This is a genomic window from Microbispora sp. ATCC PTA-5024 (genome assembly GCF_000511135.2).
GTDB classification, from domain to species: Bacteria; Actinomycetota; Actinomycetes; order Streptosporangiales; family Streptosporangiaceae; genus Microbispora; species Microbispora corallina.
The window spans coordinates 986830-1003254 of record NZ_KI866525.1 but is presented as its reverse complement, the minus strand read 5'-3'; the positions used below and the strand labels follow the sequence as shown (position 1 = coordinate 1003254).

Annotated in this window: 13 protein-coding genes and 1 tRNA gene; 11 read left to right on the top strand and 3 right to left on the bottom strand. The window is 70.6% G+C overall.

What is annotated here, in order from left to right; all coding sequences use genetic code 11:
• Positions 1–168: 168 nt before the first annotated feature.
• The 9 genes from yjfF to MPTA5024_RS42820 all read left to right on the top strand — a co-directional run bounded on the left by yjfF (position 169) and on the right by MPTA5024_RS42820 (position 10280).
• Positions 169–1152, top strand: coding sequence for a galactofuranose ABC transporter, permease protein YjfF (gene yjfF, locus MPTA5024_RS30500; RefSeq protein ID WP_036330687.1), 984 nt, complete (start codon positions 169–171; stop codon positions 1150–1152).
• A 192-nt stretch (positions 1153–1344) separates the two neighbouring features.
• Positions 1345–2469 (top strand): multiple monosaccharide ABC transporter substrate-binding protein, encoded by a 1125-nt coding sequence (chvE, locus tag MPTA5024_RS30495; RefSeq protein WP_036330686.1) that lies wholly within the window; start codon positions 1345–1347, stop codon positions 2467–2469.
• 51 nt (positions 2470–2520) lie between these two features.
• On the top strand, positions 2521–4050 hold the full coding sequence (gene mmsA, locus MPTA5024_RS30490; protein ID WP_036330685.1) for a multiple monosaccharide ABC transporter ATP-binding protein: 1530 nt from the start codon (positions 2521–2523) through the stop codon (positions 4048–4050).
• Positions 4051–4056: 6 nt separating this feature from the next.
• Positions 4057–5316 carry a multiple monosaccharide ABC transporter permease gene (gene mmsB, locus MPTA5024_RS30485; protein WP_036330684.1) on the top strand — a complete coding sequence of 420 codons (1260 nt, stop codon included), beginning with the start codon at positions 4057–4059 and terminating at the stop codon, positions 5314–5316.
• Between the two features lie 110 nt (positions 5317–5426).
• On the top strand, positions 5427–7076 hold the full coding sequence (araB, locus tag MPTA5024_RS30480) for a ribulokinase (protein ID WP_036330683.1): 1650 nt from the start codon (positions 5427–5429) through the stop codon (positions 7074–7076).
• 14 nt (positions 7077–7090) lie between these two features.
• Positions 7091–7750 (top strand): L-ribulose-5-phosphate 4-epimerase, encoded by a 660-nt coding sequence (locus MPTA5024_RS30475; protein WP_442922101.1) that lies wholly within the window; start codon positions 7091–7093, stop codon positions 7748–7750.
• A complete protein-coding gene (araA, locus tag MPTA5024_RS30470; RefSeq protein ID WP_036330681.1) occupies positions 7747–9228 on the top strand; it encodes an L-arabinose isomerase in 1482 nt (493 codons plus the stop codon). The genes MPTA5024_RS30475 and araA overlap by 4 nt, the downstream gene beginning before the upstream one ends.
• A gap of 214 nt (positions 9229–9442) precedes the next feature.
• Positions 9443–9518, top strand: a tRNA-Ala gene (locus tag MPTA5024_RS30465).
• Positions 9519–9917: 399 nt separating this feature from the next.
• Positions 9918–10280: a glutathione S-transferase C-terminal domain-containing protein gene (locus MPTA5024_RS42820; RefSeq protein WP_036330680.1), complete on the top strand. Its 363-nt coding sequence runs from the start codon at positions 9918–9920 to the stop codon at positions 10278–10280.
• 49 nt (positions 10281–10329) lie between these two features.
• Here MPTA5024_RS42820 and MPTA5024_RS30455 read toward each other — a convergent pair whose 3' ends face one another.
• Together MPTA5024_RS30455 and MPTA5024_RS43960 are read right to left on the bottom strand one after the other, a co-directional pair.
• Complete coding sequence (locus tag MPTA5024_RS30455; RefSeq protein WP_051458857.1) at positions 10330–11511, bottom strand: low temperature requirement protein A; 1182 nt, start codon at positions 11509–11511, stop codon at positions 10330–10332.
• 99 nt (positions 11512–11610) lie between these two features.
• Complete coding sequence (locus MPTA5024_RS43960) at positions 11611–12687, bottom strand: glycoside hydrolase family 75 protein (RefSeq protein ID WP_232326705.1); 1077 nt, start codon at positions 12685–12687, stop codon at positions 11611–11613.
• Between the two features lie 143 nt (positions 12688–12830).
• Between MPTA5024_RS43960 and araD the strand changes: the two genes are divergently transcribed.
• The gene (gene araD, locus MPTA5024_RS30440; RefSeq protein WP_036330679.1) at positions 12831–14525 is read left to right on the top strand and encodes an L-arabinonate dehydratase; all 1695 of its coding nucleotides are present in this window, start codon (positions 12831–12833) and stop codon (positions 14523–14525) included.
• A 44-nt stretch (positions 14526–14569) separates the two neighbouring features.
• On the top strand, positions 14570–15238 hold the full coding sequence (locus MPTA5024_RS30435; RefSeq protein WP_051458855.1) for a GntR family transcriptional regulator: 669 nt from the start codon (positions 14570–14572) through the stop codon (positions 15236–15238).
• A 23-nt stretch (positions 15239–15261) separates the two neighbouring features.
• Here the strand turns inward: MPTA5024_RS30435 and MPTA5024_RS30430 are convergent, their stop codons facing one another.
• Positions 15262–16158, bottom strand: coding sequence for a dihydrodipicolinate synthase family protein (locus tag MPTA5024_RS30430; RefSeq protein ID WP_036330678.1), 897 nt, complete (start codon positions 16156–16158; stop codon positions 15262–15264).
• Positions 16159–16425 lie beyond the last annotated feature (267 nt).

Below are 16425 nucleotides of genomic sequence, written 5' to 3'. Positions count from 1 at the left end.
GATCTACTCGATCGGCGTGCCGCCGCAGACGACGCTGCTGTTCAAGGCCCTCGTGGTGACCATCGTCTGCCTGCTCCAGTCCCCGGCCTTCCGCGCGAAGGTCTTCCATCGGCGCCGCCGCCCCGCCGGCGCGCCTCCGGTGGCGGAAGAGAAGGTGAGGGTCTCGGCATGACCACCGTGACCGTCCCGGGCCGCGTCCGGGTGCCGCGCAAGTACGTCCCCGTCCTGGTCACGGCCGGGCTGTTCCTCGCCATGTTCGCCGCGGGCGGCATCCGGTACGAGGGGTTCGCGACCGGGCAGATCATCCTCAACGTCTTCATCGACAACGCGTTCCTGCTGGTCGTGGCCGTCGGCATGACCTTCGTGATCCTCACGGGCGGCATCGACCTGTCGGTGGGCTCGGTGGTGGCGCTGTCCACCATGGTGGCGGCGACGCTGCTGAAACACGGCTGGTCGCCCTGGCCGGTGATGGTGCTCGTGCTGCTCATCGGGGCCGTCCTGGGCCTCGGCATGGGCGCGATCATCCACTACTTCGAGATCCAGCCGTTCATCGTGACGCTCGCCGGGATGTTCCTGGCCCGCGGCCTGTGCTTCACGATCGACACCGAGTCGATCCCCATCGACAACTCCACGTTCACGGCCTTCGCCCAGACGCGGATCGACCTCGGCGGGGACATGTGGATCTCGCCGAGCGTGGTGATCGCCGTCGTCGTGGTGATCGCGGCGGCGTACGTGCTCCACTACACGCGCTTCGGCCGCAACGTCTACGCGACCGGCGGCAGCGAGCAGTCGGCGCTGCTCATGGGCCTCCCGGTGGCCCGGACGAAAATCGGGGTCTATACGATCAGCGGGTTCTGCTCCGCTCTCGGCGGGCTGCTGCTGTCCTTCTACATGCTGTCGGGGTACGGCCTGCACGCCGTCGGCATGGAGCTGGACGCCATCGCGGCGGTCGTCATCGGCGGCACGCTGCTGACCGGCGGCAGCGGGTTCCTGCTCGGCACCGTGCTCGGTGTGCTCGTGCTGGGCCTGATTCAGACGATCATCAGTTTCGAGGGGACGCTCAGCTCGTGGTGGACGCGAATCTTCATCGGATTGTTACTGTTCGTCTTCATCCTCCTCCAGCGCCTGTTCTCCGCCCGCTCGCGCCGATGAGATCCTGACCTGCGGGCGGTTACCGCAACGTTTCCGGAACGTTGCCCCCACCCGTTGACATCCGTGTTGTTAGCGATAACAATGCACGACAGCGAACTTTGTCCCTGTTTGTAACGTTTAATCTCTATCACCCCTTATATCGGCAGTAGCCGCACCCAGCTCTGCCGCGACCCCCATCGCAAGGAGATACACATGAGGTTGGGACGGATCGGGGGCGTGGTGTCCGCCATCGCGCTCGCCGCGACCATGTCGGCCTGCGGCTCCAGCCAGAAGACGGTCGACACCCAGGCCACCGCCGGCTCCTCCGCCGGAGGCGGCACCGCCGGCGCCCTGATCGGTGTCACCATGCCCACCAAGTCGTCGGAGCGCTGGATCCACGACGGCGACAACCTGAAGCAGCAGCTCGAGCAGCTGGGCTACAAGGTCGACCTCCAGTACGCGGAGAACGACATCCCGACCCAGGCCAACCAGATCGAGAACCAGATCACCAAGGGCGCCAAGCTCCTGATCATCGCCTCGATCGACGGCACGGCGATCACCTCGCAGCTGCAGGAGGCGGCCGACAACAAGATCCCGGTCATCGCCTACGACCGGCTCATCCGCAACAGCCCGAACGTCGACTACTACGCCACGTTCGACAACTTCAAGGTCGGCGTGCAGCAGGCGACCTCGCTGCTGAAGGGCCTCGGCGTCGACAGCGGCAAGAAGGGCCCGTTCAACGTCGAGCTGTTCGCCGGTTCGCCCGACGACAACAACGCGACGTTCTTCTTCAACGGCGCCATGTCGGTCCTCAAGCCGAAGATCGACGACGGCACGCTGAAGGTCAAGAGCGGCCAGACCGACTTCAAGCAGGCCGCCATCCTGCGGTGGGACCCGGCCACCGCGCAGAAGCGCATGGAGGACATCCTCACCAAGACCTACAGCGGCGGCGCCAAGGTCGACGGTGTGCTCTCCCCGTACGACGGCCTGTCCATCGGCATCCTGTCGGCGCTCAAGAGCTCCGGCTACGGCACCAGCGGCCAGCCGTACCCGATCGTGACCGGCCAGGACGCCGAGCTCGCGTCGGTGAAGTCGATCATCGCCGGTGAGCAGTACTCGACCATCTTCAAGGACACCCGCAAGCTCGCGGAGCAGACCGTGAAGATGGCGGACGCGGTGCTGAAGGGTCAGAAGCCCGAGGTGAACAACGAGAAGGACTACGACAACGGCAACAAGGTCGTCCCGTCGTACCTGCTCGACCCGGTGGTCGTCGACAAGGACAACTACAAGGACGTCATCGTCGGCAGCGGTTACTACACCGAGGACCAGCTCAAGTAGGGATCCGGGCCCGGGGACGCGTCCCCGGGCCCCTCCCTGAGCGAGGGGCACATGACCGAGCACATCTTGCGGATGAGCGGGATCACCAAGACGTTCCCCGGCGTGAAGGCGCTGCAGGACGTCAACCTCTCCGTACGGCGGGGTGAGATCCACGCGATCTGCGGCGAGAACGGCGCCGGCAAGTCGACGCTGATGAAGGTGCTGTCCGGGGTCTACCCGCACGGCGACTACGAGGGCGAGATCACCTTCGAGGGCAAGCGCTGCGAGTTCGGCGGCATCCGCGACAGTGAGCACGCCGGCATCGTCATCATCCACCAGGAGCTGGCGCTCAGCCCTCAGCTGTCGATCGCCGAGAACATCTTCCTCGGCAACGAGCGCGCCAGACGCGGCGTCATCGACTGGAACCGCACCAACTACGAGGCCGGCGAGCTGATGAAGCGGGTCGGCCTGCGTGAGAACCCGACCACGCCCATCGCGGACATCGGTGTCGGCAAGCAGCAGCTCGTGGAGATCGCCAAGGCGCTGTCGAAGGAGGTGAAGCTCCTCATCCTCGACGAGCCGACCGCGGCGCTCAACGACGACGACTCGGCCCACCTGCTCGACCTGCTGCGCGGGCTGCGCGACGAGGGCATCACCTGTGTGATCATCTCGCACAAGCTCAACGAGGTGATCGCCATCGCCGACTCCGTCACGATCATCCGCGACGGGCGCACGATCGAGACGCTGGACATGGCCGACGATCACGTGACGGAGGACCGTATCATCTCCGGCATGGTCGGCCGCGCGCTCGACAACCGCTTCCCGCCCCACGAGGCCGACATCGGGGAGGAGGCCTTCCGCATCGAGGACTGGACGGTCTACAGCCCCAGCCAGCCCGGCCGGAAGGTGGTCGACGGCGCCTCGCTCAGGCTGCGGCGGGGCGAGATCGTCGGCCTCGCGGGGCTGATGGGCGCCGGGCGCACCGAGCTCGCGATGAGCGTGTTCGGCCGGACGTACGGCGTGAACATCTCGGGCCGGCTCTTCAAGGACGGCAAGCCGATCGACATCCGCAACGTCCAGGACGCGATCAGGCACGGCGTCGCCTACGCCACCGAGGACCGCAAGAGGTACGGCCTCAACCTCATCGAGGACATCAAGCGCAACATCAGCGCGGCCGGGCTGAAGGGCCTGTCCTCGCGCGGCTGGGTCAACGAGAACGAGGAGTACCGCGTCGCCGAGGGCTTCCGCAAGAGCATGAACATCAAGGCTCCCGGGGTGACCAGCGTCGTCGGCAAGCTGAGCGGCGGCAACCAGCAGAAGGTCGTGCTCTCCAAGTGGATCCTGACCGAGCCGGACGTGCTCATCCTCGACGAGCCCACCCGGGGCATCGACGTCGGCGCCAAGTACGAGATCTACACGATCATCAACCGCCTGGCCGACGAGGGCAAGGCCGTGCTGGTGATCTCTTCTGAGCTGCCCGAGCTGCTGGGCCTGTGCGACCGCATCTACACGCTGTCGGAGGGACGGATCACGGGCGAGGTGCCGCGCGGGGAGGCCACGCAGGAACGCCTCATGTATCTCATGACCAAGGGACAGGAGTAGCTCGAAATGAGCAGCATCACGCCCGCCGACGTCGCGGTCGGCGCCACGGGCGACGGGGGAGCGCCGCGGCAGCCGGGACGGGTGTCGCTCGGCGGCCTGTCGGTCAACCTGCGCTCCAGTGGCATCTACATCGCGTTCGCGCTGATCATCGTGCTGTTCTCGGTGCTGACCGACGGCGCGCTCCTCCAGCCGCAGAACATCTCCAACATCATCGTCCAGAACTCCTACGTCCTGATCCTCGCGATCGGGATGATCCTGATCATCATCGCCGGGCACATCGACCTGTCGGTCGGCTCGGTGGTGGCGGTCACCGGGGCGCTGGCCGCCGTGCTCATGGTGAACATGGGCGTGGCATGGCCGCTGGCGCTGCTCATCACGATCGTCGCCGGCGGCGTGATCGGGGCGTGGCAGGGCTACTGGATCGCGTACTTCGGCATCCCCGCGTTCATCGTGACGCTGGCCGGCATGCTGCTGTTCCGGGCGCTGACCCTGACCGTGCTCGGCAACCAGGGCATCGGGCCGTTCCCCGACCAGGTCCGCACGCTCGCCAACGGCTTCACCGACGGCTACCTCGGCAACATCGGCCTCGGCCCGCTCGGCGGCGCCGACCTGTTCAGCCTGCTGATCGGCATCATCGCGATCGCCGGCATGGTCCTCGCGCAGTGGCGCACCCGGGGCGCCCGCAAGGGCTACGGCCAGGCGGTCGAGCCCGTCGCGCTGTTCGTGCTGAAGATGGCGGCTGGGGCCGCGCTGATCCTCTTCGTCGTCGTGCAGCTGGCCCGCTTCAAGAACCTGCCGTGGGTGCTGGTGCTGCTGGCGGTGCTCGTGCTGGCGTACTCCCTCATGGCCAACCGCACGGTCTTCGGCCGGCAGATCTACGCGATCGGCGGCAACCTGCAGGCGGCCGTGATGTCCGGCGTGAAGGTCAAGTCGGTCGTCTTCTGGATCTTCGTCAACATGGGCGTGCTGTCGGCCATCGCCGGCGTCATCTTCGCCGGCCGGCTCAACCAGGCGGGTCCCACCGCGGGCAACAGCTTCGAGCTCGACGCGATCGCGGCGGCCTTCATCGGCGGCGCGGCCGTGCAGGGCGGTGTCGGCAAGGTGGTCGGTGCGATCACCGGTGGTCTGATCATGGCGGTCATCAACAACGGCATGTCGCTGATCGGCTCGCCCAGTGAGCGCGTCATGCTCGTCAAGGGCATCGTCCTGCTCGCCGCGGTGGCGTTCGACGTGTGGACCAAGCGCAGGACGGGTGCCTCACGGTGACCGGGTGCGACATCGAAGGGGACCGTCTCCCTGACCACAGGGTCAGGCGGCGGGCGGTCCCCGGCCGGAAAAGATGATGCCCATGCCCCCCAAGATCCCTGGAGTGCAGTGTGAACGCTAACAGCGAGCGCTACGTCGTCGGCGTCGACTTCGGCACGCTGTCGGGCCGGGCCGTGGTGGTGCGCGTGAGCGACGGCGCGGAGCTCGGCGCGGCGGTCCACGAGTACGCCCACGGGGTGATCGAGGACGCGCTCCCCGGGTCGGGCGTGCGCCTCGGCCCCGATTGGGCGCTCCAGTCGCCGCAGGACTGGGTCGACGTGCTGCGGCACGCGGTGCCCAAGGCGCTGGCGGCGGCGCAGGTGCCCGCCGCGCAGGTGGTCGGCATCGGGACCGATTTCACGGCCTGCACGATCCTGCCGGCCGCGGCCGACGGGACGCCGCTGTCCGAGACCCTCCCCGACCGCCCGCACGCCTGGCCGAAGCTGTGGAAGCATCACGCGGCCCAGCGGCACGCCGACCGCATCAACGAGCTGGCGGCCGAGCGGGGCGAGTCCTGGCTGGCCCGGTACGGAGGGAAGATCTCCTCGGAGTGGGCCTTCGCCAAGGGCCTGCAGGTCCTGGAGGAGGACCCGGAGGTCTACGAACGGGCCGACCGCTGGATCGAGGCGGCCGACTGGATCATCTGGCAGCTGTGCGGCGTGGAGACGCGCAACGTCTGCACCGCCGGCTACAAGGCCATCTACCAGGACGGGGGCTACCCCTCGGACGACTTCCTGGCCGCGCTCAACCCCGCCTTCGCCGGGTTCACCGGCAAGCTCGGCCGGGAACTCGCGCCGCTGGGCGGCCTCGCCGGTCGCCTGACCGCGCAGGCCGCCGAGTGGACCGGGCTGCCCGAGGGCGTCGCCGTGGCGGTCGGCAACGTCGACGCGCACGTGACGCTCGCCGCGGCCGACGCGGTGCGCCCGGGTCAGATGGTCGCCATCATGGGCACCTCCACCTGCCACGTCATGAACTCCGACCACCTCGCCGAGGTGCCGGGGATGTGCGGCGTGGTCCGCGACGGCATCGTCCCCGGCCTGTGGGGCTACGAGGCCGGGCAGTCGGCCGTCGGCGACATCTTCGCCTGGTTCGTCGAAAGCTCGGTCCCCGCCTCGTACGCCGAGCGGGCCGCGGAGCTTGGCCTCGGCCTGCACGAGTACCTGACGCAGCTGGCCGAGGCCCAGCCCGTCGGCGGCCACGGGCTGGTCGCGCTCGACTGGCAGGGCGGCAACCGGTCGGTCCTGGTCGACCACAACCTGTCCGGTGTGATCGTCGGCCAGACGCTCGCCACCCGCCCCGAGGACGTCTACCGCGCCCTGATCGAGGCCACGGCGTTCGGCGCCCGGCTGATCGTGGAGACGTTCGAGAAGGCCGGAGTGCCGGTGGAGGAGTTCGTGGTCGCCGGCGGCCTGCTCAAGAACGCCTTCCTCATGCAGGTCTACTCCGACGTGCTGCGCCGCCCGCTGTCGGTGATCGGCTCGGACCAGGGACCGGCCCTGGGGTCGGCGATCCACGCCGCCGTGGCGGCCGGGGAGTACCCCGGCATTTCGGAGGCGGCCGCGGCCATGGGCAAGCGGGAGGCCGCCGTCTACGCGCCGGATCCCGAGCGGGCCGACGCCTACGACCGGCTGTACGCCGAGTACCGCCGGCTGCACGACCACTTCGCCGACGGCGAGGTGCTGCACCGGCTGCGGGCGATCAGGAACGGGGCGACCGCGTGAACAAGGAGGAGCGTGTGATCGAGGAGTTGCGGGAGACCGTCTGCCGCCTCCATGCCGAGCTGGTGCGCTACAACCTCGTGGCGTGGACCGCGGGCAACGTCTCCGGGCGGGTGCCCGGGGAGGACCTGTTCGTCATCAAGCCCAGCGGGGTGTCCTACGACGACCTGACCCCGGAGTCGATCGTCGTGTGCGACCTGGACGGCAACCTCGTCGAGGGGTCTCTCGCGCCCTCCAGCGACACGGCCGCGCACGCCTACGTGTACCGCCACATGCCGGAGGTGAACGGCGTGGTGCACACCCACTCCACGTACGCCTCGGCGTGGGCGGCCCGCGGCGAGGCGATCCCCTGCGTGCTGACCGCGATGGCCGACGAGTTCGGCGGCGACATCCCGGTCGGGCCGTTCGCCCTGATCGGCGGCGACGACATCGGCAAGGGCATCGTGGAGACCCTGACCGGGCACCGCTCCCCGGCGGTGCTCATGCGCAACCACGGAGTGTTCACGATCGGGGAGTCGCCGAAGGCGGCCGTCAAGGCGGCCGTGATGTGCGAGGACGTGGCACGTACCGTGCACGTGTCGCGCCAGCTCGGTGAGCCGGTGCCGATCGCGCGCGACGACGTGGACAGCCTGTACGACCGCTACCAGAACGTCTACGGACAGAGGAGTCACCGGTGAAGCTATGGTTCCTGACCGGCAGCCAGGGCCTGTACGGCGAGGACACGCTGCGCCAGGTGGCCGAGCAGTCCCAGCGGATCGCCGAGGAGCTGGGCGCGTCGCTGCCCTTCGAGCTGGTGTGGAAGCCGGTCCTCACCGACGCGGCGGCCATCCGCCGGCTCTGCCTCGAGGCGAACGCCGACGACGAGTGCGGCGGCCTGATCGCGTGGATGCACACGTTCTCTCCGGCGAAGATGTGGATCGCCGGGCTGGACGCGCTGCGCAAGCCGCTGCTGCACCTGCACACCCAGGCCAACAGGGAGCTGCCCTGGGACACGATCGACATGGACTTCATGAACCTGAACCAGGCCGCCCACGGCGACCGTGAGTTCGGGTACGTCCAGTCGCGGCTCGGGGTGGCCCGCAAGACCGTCGCCGGGCACGTCAGCGACCCGGTCGTGGCGGCGCGGATCGCGACCTGGGCGCGGGCCGCGGCCGGGCGGGCCGAGGTCGGCTCGCTGCGGCTGGCCCGGTTCGGCGACAACATGCGCGACGTGGCGGTGACCGAGGGCGACAAGGTCGAGGCGCAGCTGCGGTTCGGCGTGTCGGTCAACACCTACGGCGTGAACGACCTGGTCGAGGCCGTGGACGCCGCCTCGGACGCCGACGTGTCCGCGCTGGTCAAGGAGTACGAGGACCTCTACGAGGTGGCCTCCGAGCTGCGGGCGGGCGGCGAGCGGCACGACTCCCTGCGCTACGCGGCCCGGATCGAGCTCGGCCTGCGCGGCTTCCTGGAGGCCGGGGGGTTCCGGGCGTTCACCACGAACTTCGAGGACCTCGGCGGGCTGCGGCAGCTTCCCGGCCTCGCCGTCCAGCGGCTCATGGCCGACGGCTACGGCTTCGGCGGCGAGGGCGACTGGAAGACCTCGGTGCTGCTGCGCACGCTGAAGGTGATGTCGGCCGGGCTGCCCGGCGGCACCTCGTTCATGGAGGACTACACCTACCACCTCACGCCCGGCGAGGAGCTGATCCTCGGGGCGCACATGCTGGAGGTCTGCCCCACGATCGCCGCGGGCACGCCGTCGTGCGAGATCCACCCGCTCGGCATCGGCAACCGCGAGGACCCGGTGCGGCTCGTGTTCGACGCCCGGCCCGGCGCCGCCGTCGTGGTCGGCCTGGCCGACATGGGGGAGCGTTTCCGCCTGGTGGCCAACGAGATCGACGTCGTCGCCCCGCTCGAGCCGCTGCCGAGCCTCCCGGTGGCCCGCGCCGTCTGGCGGCCGCGTCCCGACCTGCGCACCTCGGCCGAGTCGTGGCTCACGGCCGGCGCCCCGCACCACACCGTGCTGTCGGCGGCGGTCGGGGCCGAGGAGCTCACCGACTTCGCCGACATGCTCGGGGTGGAGCTGCTGGTCATCGACGCGGACACCACCTCGCGCCAGTTCGCCAAGGAGCTGCGCTGGAACCAGGCCTACTACCGCCTGGCCCAGGGGTTCTGACCGCGGCGGACGGCCCACGCGCGCCGGGCCCCTCCGTCTGGCTGGGGGAGGGGCCCGGCCACCACCTCCGTCCGCCCGCCCGTACGGCGAGGGCGGCGGACGGCCGGGGCCGGCGTCGCGGGTCGCCCCGCGTCCACGGCGGTGCCGCGCCTGACATGCCCGGCGTCCGGTTACCGCCAATGCGCGGAGTCCTATACACTTGCAGGCATCGCACGGGGCTATAGCGCAGCTGGTAGCGCACCTCCATGGCATGGAGGGGGTCTGGGGTTCGAGTCCCCATAGCTCCACCATTGCAGCCTTACTCGAACCCTCGCCCTCCAGGGCGAGGGTTCGAGTAAGGCTGCAGAGGTCATATCAACCCAAGAGCCGCCTTCCGCCAGGGAGGCGGCTCTTGGCTTTCTGGTGCGTCAGGCTCAGCCGCATAGGTGGCGACTTCGGCCGTCCCGGCCCGTGCCTGTTCGACCAGCGCCACGTACACCTCGGTCACATCCAAGGTATGCGCCACGTACTGTTCGCCCGGCGCGACCGCACGCCGCTTGTCCCGGCTGAGTAGCCGGTTGGCGACTGTATCGGGGTGAATACAGCCCCGCCGATCCTGCCCGCACGCCGCCAATCCGCCGCTCCAAGGTTGCGAGTGCGCGCCACTGCACGAGCCGCCCCAGTACCCGCCGCACGACAGCCCGGCTTGGATGTTCAAGGTCAGCGAAGTGGAGACGTTCCTGTTGACCACCCGTCACTGGCCGCAGCCCAATACTCTGTTCGGCGACCGCGTCACCGAGTCGGATGTGCGCCTGTGGGTGACACTCGCCCGGTTCGACCTCGGCTACAACCCGCACGGCGGGATCAGCGAGCGCCCGCTCACCGCGTTCCCCAGCCTCTGGGCGTACGCGCGCGACCTCTACCAGCGGCCCGCCTTCCGGGAGACGACGGATTTCACGGTCTTCGGGCTGGGCGCGCCGCCCGCGATCCCGGGCGGGCCCAAGCGCATCGAGGTCGAGCCGGTCGACGCCGACTGGGACGCCCCCCACGGCCCCGCGTCCCTGGCCGCCTGATCGGGCGTGTCGCCCCCGCCGCTCGCTCCGTCCTGTTCCGGCGGCCCGCTCACGACGACGCGGCCGCGGCGGCCGCCGCGGCACGGTGGCGTGCGGCGGCGTCCCAGACGGCCACCCCGGCCACGACGGCCGTCGCGCACGCGGCGAGCCCGAGCGGCGGCAGGAGGAGGGCCGCGGGCGCGAGCGCGGCCAGCAGCAGCACCCCGGCCGTGTGCGAGAGCGGCGGCCGCCCCCACACCGCCCGCTTGAACAGGGCGTGCCCCGCGAGGAACAGCGCCGGGCCGCCCAGCGCCGTCAGCGCCGTCGCCGCGGCCACCCGCCCGCCCGGGTGCGCGATCACGAGCTCGTCGGCGACGGCGCACACCACGATCCCCGCGACCATCGGCAGGTGGAGGAAGGTGTACGCCGAGCGGGCCAGCCGGCCAGGGTCGGGGGAGGAGGCGATCACCCGGCTGCCCGCCTCGGCGCTGCGGCCGAAGTAGGTCCACCACAGGCCGACGCTGCCCAGGAACGCCGTCACGAACGCGGCGGCCGACGCCGGCGACGGGTGGCCGCCGAACGTCGCGCCGGTCACCAGGATCGACTCCCCGAACGCGATGATGAGGAACAGCTGGCACCGCTCGGCCATGTGGGCGCCGTCGACCGACCAGTCCGTCGTCGCCGACCTGCCGAGCCCCGGCGTCACGAACCCCAGCCACGGCGCGAGCAGGTCCGCGCCCACGGCGAGCGCCCACAGGAGCTCCCGCGCAGGCCCCTGGGCGAGGCAGCCGGCGATCCAGAAGACGCCCGACAGCACGGCCCAGGCGAGCACCCGCAGCAGGTTGCGCCGCAGCGGCGTGCCCGCGGGGGCGCCGACGACCGAGTGCAGCGTGCGGCCGACCTGGATGACCACGTAGGCCGTCGCGAACATCGGGCCCTGCCCGCCGAACGCGTCCGGGATCGCCGCGGACATGAGCAGGCTCGCGAGCATGACGCCCACCAGCACCAGCCGCACCGACGGCCGGTCGGGATCGAACCAGTTGGTGTGCCACGCGGTGTAGACCCACGCCCACCACACGGCGAGCAGCAGCAGGAGCGTCTGCGCCGCGCCGTGCCAGGACAGATGGCCCAGGAGCAGGTGTGACAGCTGGGTGACCGCGAACACGTACACCAGGTCGAAGAACAGCTCGGTGAACGTGACGCGCTGGCCCTCCGCGCGCGAGCGGAGCAATCCCGTACGGACGACCGTCACGGCTGTCCAGGGTAGGGATCTTCCGTACGGGTGGGAAGCCCCGGGACGCGCTCGTGCCCGCCTCCGGAGCGCGGAGGCGGGCACGACCGGCCGCTCAGCTCAGTTGCTGGAGAGGAACTGCTGGGCGAGCTGGTTGCCGAGGGTGACGGCCTGGCTGTGGTTCTCGATGGTGGAGACCTTGGTGCCCGAGCCGGTGAAGACGATGTACGTCACACCGCTGTCGGTGCCGCCGGTGCTGGGGTCGGGGTCGATCCCGAGGTCGGAGGCCGTCTTGTAGGAGGCCTCACCGATGATCTGGGTGGGCCCGGTGTCTCCCACGACCGCGTACTCGATCTTGCCGTTGTAGATGACGGCCACCACCGATCCGCAGCCGATGCCCACGCTCGTGTACTTCCAGATGCTGCTGGTGCTCGGCACCACCACGTACGGCAGGCCGGCGGCGTTCAGCGGGGAGTCGCCGCTCGTGTGGCACGCGGTGTCCGCCTGGAAGCAGCAGTCGGTGTTCTCGTTGCACTGCGTGGTCCGGACGCCGTCGCAGTCGATGTCCATGTCGGCCTTCCAGAAGACCGCGCCGGTCTTGCCGCAGACCGGGACCGTGGCCGTGCTGACGTCCTCGTCGGTCTTGTACTTCCCGCTGGAGATCTGCGAGCAGCTCGTCACCTTGGCCAGGAGCTGGTCGGCGGTGACGGTGCCGCCCCCGCCGCCGGTCGCCACGTCGATCTTGTCGACGTTGGGGCCGCCCTCGGAGCCGGTCGCGGTGGCGCGGATCGTGTTGGACCCGGCGTTGAGGTTCGCGGTGACCGAGGTGGTCGTCCAGGTGTCCCAGTTCGTCGTGGGGTTGAACGCCTTGCCGCTGCTGACGACGGTGCCGTTCACGGCGACGTTCATCGGCCGGTTGGCCGTGGTGCCGTTGGAGTACCGGAACGTGATCGTGGCGCTTCCGGCGGCCGAGGCGGTGACGGTCCACTGGATGTACCCGCCGGGCGTGTTGACGTAGTCGACGAAGCCGGAGCCCGTGTAGCCGGTGTGGTTGGTGGCCACGTTCGCCTGGGACAGGGTCGCGCTCTCGGCCTGGTACTCGGTCGTGGCGGCGCTCGCGGGACCGGCCATGGCCAGCCCTGCGACCGCGACGGCCAGGCTCACGAGCACGGATGCGAAGCGGGGGGCTCTTCGCATCGCTCACCTCCCTGAAAGTTAGGAAGCCTTCTTAACAATTGGCGGTAACGCTAGGCCCAGTCAGCGATCTGGTCAAGAGGGGGCAAAGGCGAGAGGAAGGAAATATCTTGATATATCAGCGTTCCCTGGTTACCTTCGAGCAGATGAGACCGGAAGAGCTGCGCAGTCATCGCTGGTACGGCACCGACGGCCTGAGGTCGTTCAGCCATCGGGCCCGGACCCGGCAGCTGGGCCTGTCGGCCGAGGAGCACCTGGGCAAGCCGGTGATCGGCATCCTCAACACGTGGAGCGAGCTCAACCCCTGCCACATCCACCTGCGGGAGCGGGCCGAGGACGTGCGGCGCGGCGTGTGGCAGGCGGGCGGCTACCCGGTGGAGCTGCCGGTCATGGCCGTGGGGGAGACGTTCCAGAAGCCCACCGCGATGCTGTACCGCAACCTGCTCGCCATGGAGACCGAGGAGGTCCTGCGGTCCTATCCGGTCGACGCCGCCGTCCTGATGGGCGGGTGCGACAAGACGACGCCCGCGCTGCTCATGGGCGCGATCAGCGCCGACCTCCCGTCGATCTTCGTGCCGTGCGGGCCCATGCTGCCCGGCGACTGGCGCGGCCGGCGGCTCGGCAGCGGCAGCGACATGTGGAAGTACTGGGCCGACCGGCGCGCCGGGCTCGTGACCGACGAGGAGTGGCGGGAGATCGAGGACGGCATCGCCCGCTCGCCCGGCCACTGCATGACCATGGGGACGGCGTCCACGATGACGTCGGTTGCCGAGGTCCTCGGGATGACGATGCCGGGCGCCGCCTCGATCCCGGCCGTCCTGTCCGCGCACAACCGGATGGCCGCCGAGAGCGGCCGGACCGCCGTCCGGCTGGCCTGGGAGGACGTGCGGCCGTCCCGGCTGCTCGGCGAGCGGGCCTACCGCGACGCGCTGACCGCGGTGCTGGCCCTCGGAGGCTCGACGAACGCGGTCATCCACCTCATCGCCATGGCGCGGCGCAGCGGGGTCGCGCTCACGCTCGACGACTTCGACGAGGCGTCCCGCCGGGTGCCCGTCCTCGCCGACATCCGGCCCACCGGCGCGTTCCTGATGGAGGACTTCCACCGGGCCGGCGGGGTGCCCGCGCTGCTCCACCGCGTCGCCGACCTGCTGCACCTCGACCGGCCCACGGTCGCCGGGCACGGGGTCGCCACCCGGGAGCCGTACGACGACACGGTGATCAGGCGCAGGGACGACCCGCTGTCGCCCGAGGGCGGCCTCGCCGTGCTGCGCGGCAACCTCGCCCCGGACGGCGCGGTGATCAAGCACGCGGCCGCGGAGCCGCGCCTGCTGAGGCACACGGGCCCGGCGATCGTCTTCGACGGCCACCGCGACCTGCTGGCCCGGATCGACGACGTGCCCGCCACCCCCGGCAGCGTGCTCGTGCTGCGCGGGGCGGGCCCGAAGGGCGGCCCCGGCATGCCCGAGCACGGGATGCTGCCGATCCCCGGCCGGCTGCTCAAGCAGGGGGTGCGCGACATGGTGCGGATCTCCGACGCCCGGATGAGCGGCACCAGCTACGGCGCCTGCGTGCTGCACGTGGCGCCCGAGTCCCACGTGGGCGGCCCGCTCGCGCTGGTCAGGGACGGCGACCCGATCACCCTCGACGTCGAGGCGCGCCGGCTGACACTGGAGGTGTCCGATGAGGAGCTCGACCGGCGACGGCGCGGCTGGACGCCGCCGCCCCCGCATCACAAGCGGGGGTACGGCGCGCTTTTCGACGCCCACATCCTGCAGGCCGACCAGGGGTGCGACTTCGACTTCCTGGAGGGCGCGGGCGGGCCTGAGCCCGAGGTCGACTGAGGTCGCGGTCCTGGCCGCGCCGCGGACTTGGTATATCAGTACGCATGACCGCTGAGCACATCCTGCAGCCGGTGGCACGGTCCACCACCCGTACCGACCTCGTCGCCGACTCCATCCGGGCCGCCATCCTGTCCGGGCGGATCCGGCAGGGGGAGACGCTGGTCGAGCGCCGCCTGGCCGAGCAGCTCGGGGTCTCCAAGACGCCGGTCAGGGAGGCCCTGATCGGGCTCGCGGCCACCGGGCTCGTCGTGATCAGCCCCAACCGCGGCGTGACCGTGCGCGTGGTCGGTCCCGACGACCTCCGCAAGGCGTACGAGGTCCGGCTGCTGCTGGAGCCCTGGGCGATCGGGCGCGCGGCGAGGACCGGCGGTCCGGAGGCGGCCCGGCACGCGAGGGCCGCCCTGGAGGAGGCGAAGGCGCTGCTGGAGGGCTCGGACATGACGGCCCTCAGCCTCGCCAACCGGCGCTTCCACCGGGAGCTGTACGCGCGCTGCGGAAACGACCTGGTCGTCACCCAGCTCGACAACCTGCAGGACCTGGCCGCGCTCGGCACGGTCACCGTGCTGTGGCGGCACTGGCCGACGTGGCGGGAGGAGTACCAGGAGCACGAGGCCGTCCTGTCCGCCGTGGAGAGCGGCGACGGCGCGCTCGCGGAGCGCCTGACCCGCAGGCACATCAGGCGCTCCGTCGTGCACCTCTCCAAGCCGCTGTGACCCCTGGGAGCGGGTGAGAGGCTCTACAGGTCGGCGGCGAGCGTGCGCAGGATCGCGGCCACCTCCTCGCGGCCCTGCCCGGACAGCTCCGAGATCGGCGGACGGACGGCCCGGTCGCAGACGCCGAGCTGCGCGAGCGCCTCCTTGATGACCGACACGTTGTGCTCGCCGCCGTTCCTGGCCCGCATGTCCTCGATCGGCTTGAGCCGCCGCCACAGCTCCAGCGCCTTGGCCCGGTCGCCCGACCGGAGCAGGCCGAGCAGTTCGAGCGACAGCCGGGGCACGATGACGGCCAGGCCCGAGGTGAAGCCCTCCGCGCCTCCGGCCCAGAAGAACGGCGCCCAGGCCTCCGCCAGCCCGCACACCCACACCGGGCCCTCGACCTCGGAGGCGAGGGCGGCGAACCCCACCGGGTCGGGCACGGCGTACTTGATCCCCACGACGTTCGGGCAGGTGCGGACCAGCTCGCCGACCGCGGCGGCGGTGACCGCGGGGGAGCGCACGTAGCAGACCACGCCGCGGTCGGGCACGGCCTCGGCGACCGTCCGGTGGTAGGCCGTCCAGCCATCCTCCGACTGGTACGGGTGGACCGGCTGGTGCACCATCACGCCCTCGCACCCCAGGCGGGCCGCGTCCCGGGCCAGCCGCACGGCGCGTCCCATGTCGTGCCCGACGCCCGCGACGAGCACGGCGTCGGGGGCGGCCTCCCGGGTGAGGGCCACGGCGCGGGCGAGCTCGTCGTCGCCGAGCGCGTAGAACTCGCCCGTGTTCCCGTTCGGCGTGAGGGCGGTCACGCCGCCGCGCACGAGGCGGCCGACCGCGGCGGCGAAGGCCGGCTCGTCGATCCGGCCGCCGGGCCCGAACGGGGTGACCGTCACCGCGACGACGGATCGCAGGGCCTGCCGGACTTCATCGATCATGGGGAACCTCCTCAGGCTGTGGTATCTGGTATATCAGCATGCCGTCATCTTGACCTATTGACATGTTTCTCAAAGGTTTCCACCATGGGTCCACTATGGAAGGGCGCGCGGGAGGTCACGCGAGCGGTCACGAATCCACGCCGTGGCCGCCTTCGCCGGTGTCTCGCCAACCACCGTCTCCCGTGCCCGCCCTTCCAGGGCCCGCGCGCGCCGCACCCGGCCGCGCCGGCCCGTGGGGCGCCGGGCGGACCGGGTGCCGACCCGGCC

Excerpts from the sequence above, each read along its gene's own strand:
- MPTA5024_RS43960 (WP_232326705.1), bottom strand. The coding sequence starts at position 12,687 with ATGCGAAGAGCCCCCCGCTTCGCATCCGTGCTCGTGAGCCTGGCCGTC.
- MPTA5024_RS42820 (WP_036330680.1), top strand. The coding sequence starts at position 9,918 with ATGTTCAAGGTCAGCGAAGTGGAGACGTTCCTGTTGACCACCCGTCAC.
- MPTA5024_RS30435 (WP_051458855.1), top strand. The coding sequence starts at position 14,570 with ATGACCGCTGAGCACATCCTGCAGCCGGTGGCACGGTCCACCACCCGT.
- mmsB (WP_036330684.1), top strand. The coding sequence starts at position 4,057 with ATGAGCAGCATCACGCCCGCCGACGTCGCGGTCGGCGCCACGGGCGAC.
- MPTA5024_RS30430 (WP_036330678.1), bottom strand. The coding sequence starts at position 16,158 with ATGATCGATGAAGTCCGGCAGGCCCTGCGATCCGTCGTCGCGGTGACG.
- mmsA (WP_036330685.1), top strand. The coding sequence starts at position 2,521 with ATGACCGAGCACATCTTGCGGATGAGCGGGATCACCAAGACGTTCCCC.
- yjfF (WP_036330687.1), top strand. The coding sequence starts at position 169 with ATGACCACCGTGACCGTCCCGGGCCGCGTCCGGGTGCCGCGCAAGTAC.
- chvE (WP_036330686.1), top strand. The coding sequence starts at position 1,345 with ATGAGGTTGGGACGGATCGGGGGCGTGGTGTCCGCCATCGCGCTCGCC.
- araD (WP_036330679.1), top strand. The coding sequence starts at position 12,831 with ATGAGACCGGAAGAGCTGCGCAGTCATCGCTGGTACGGCACCGACGGC.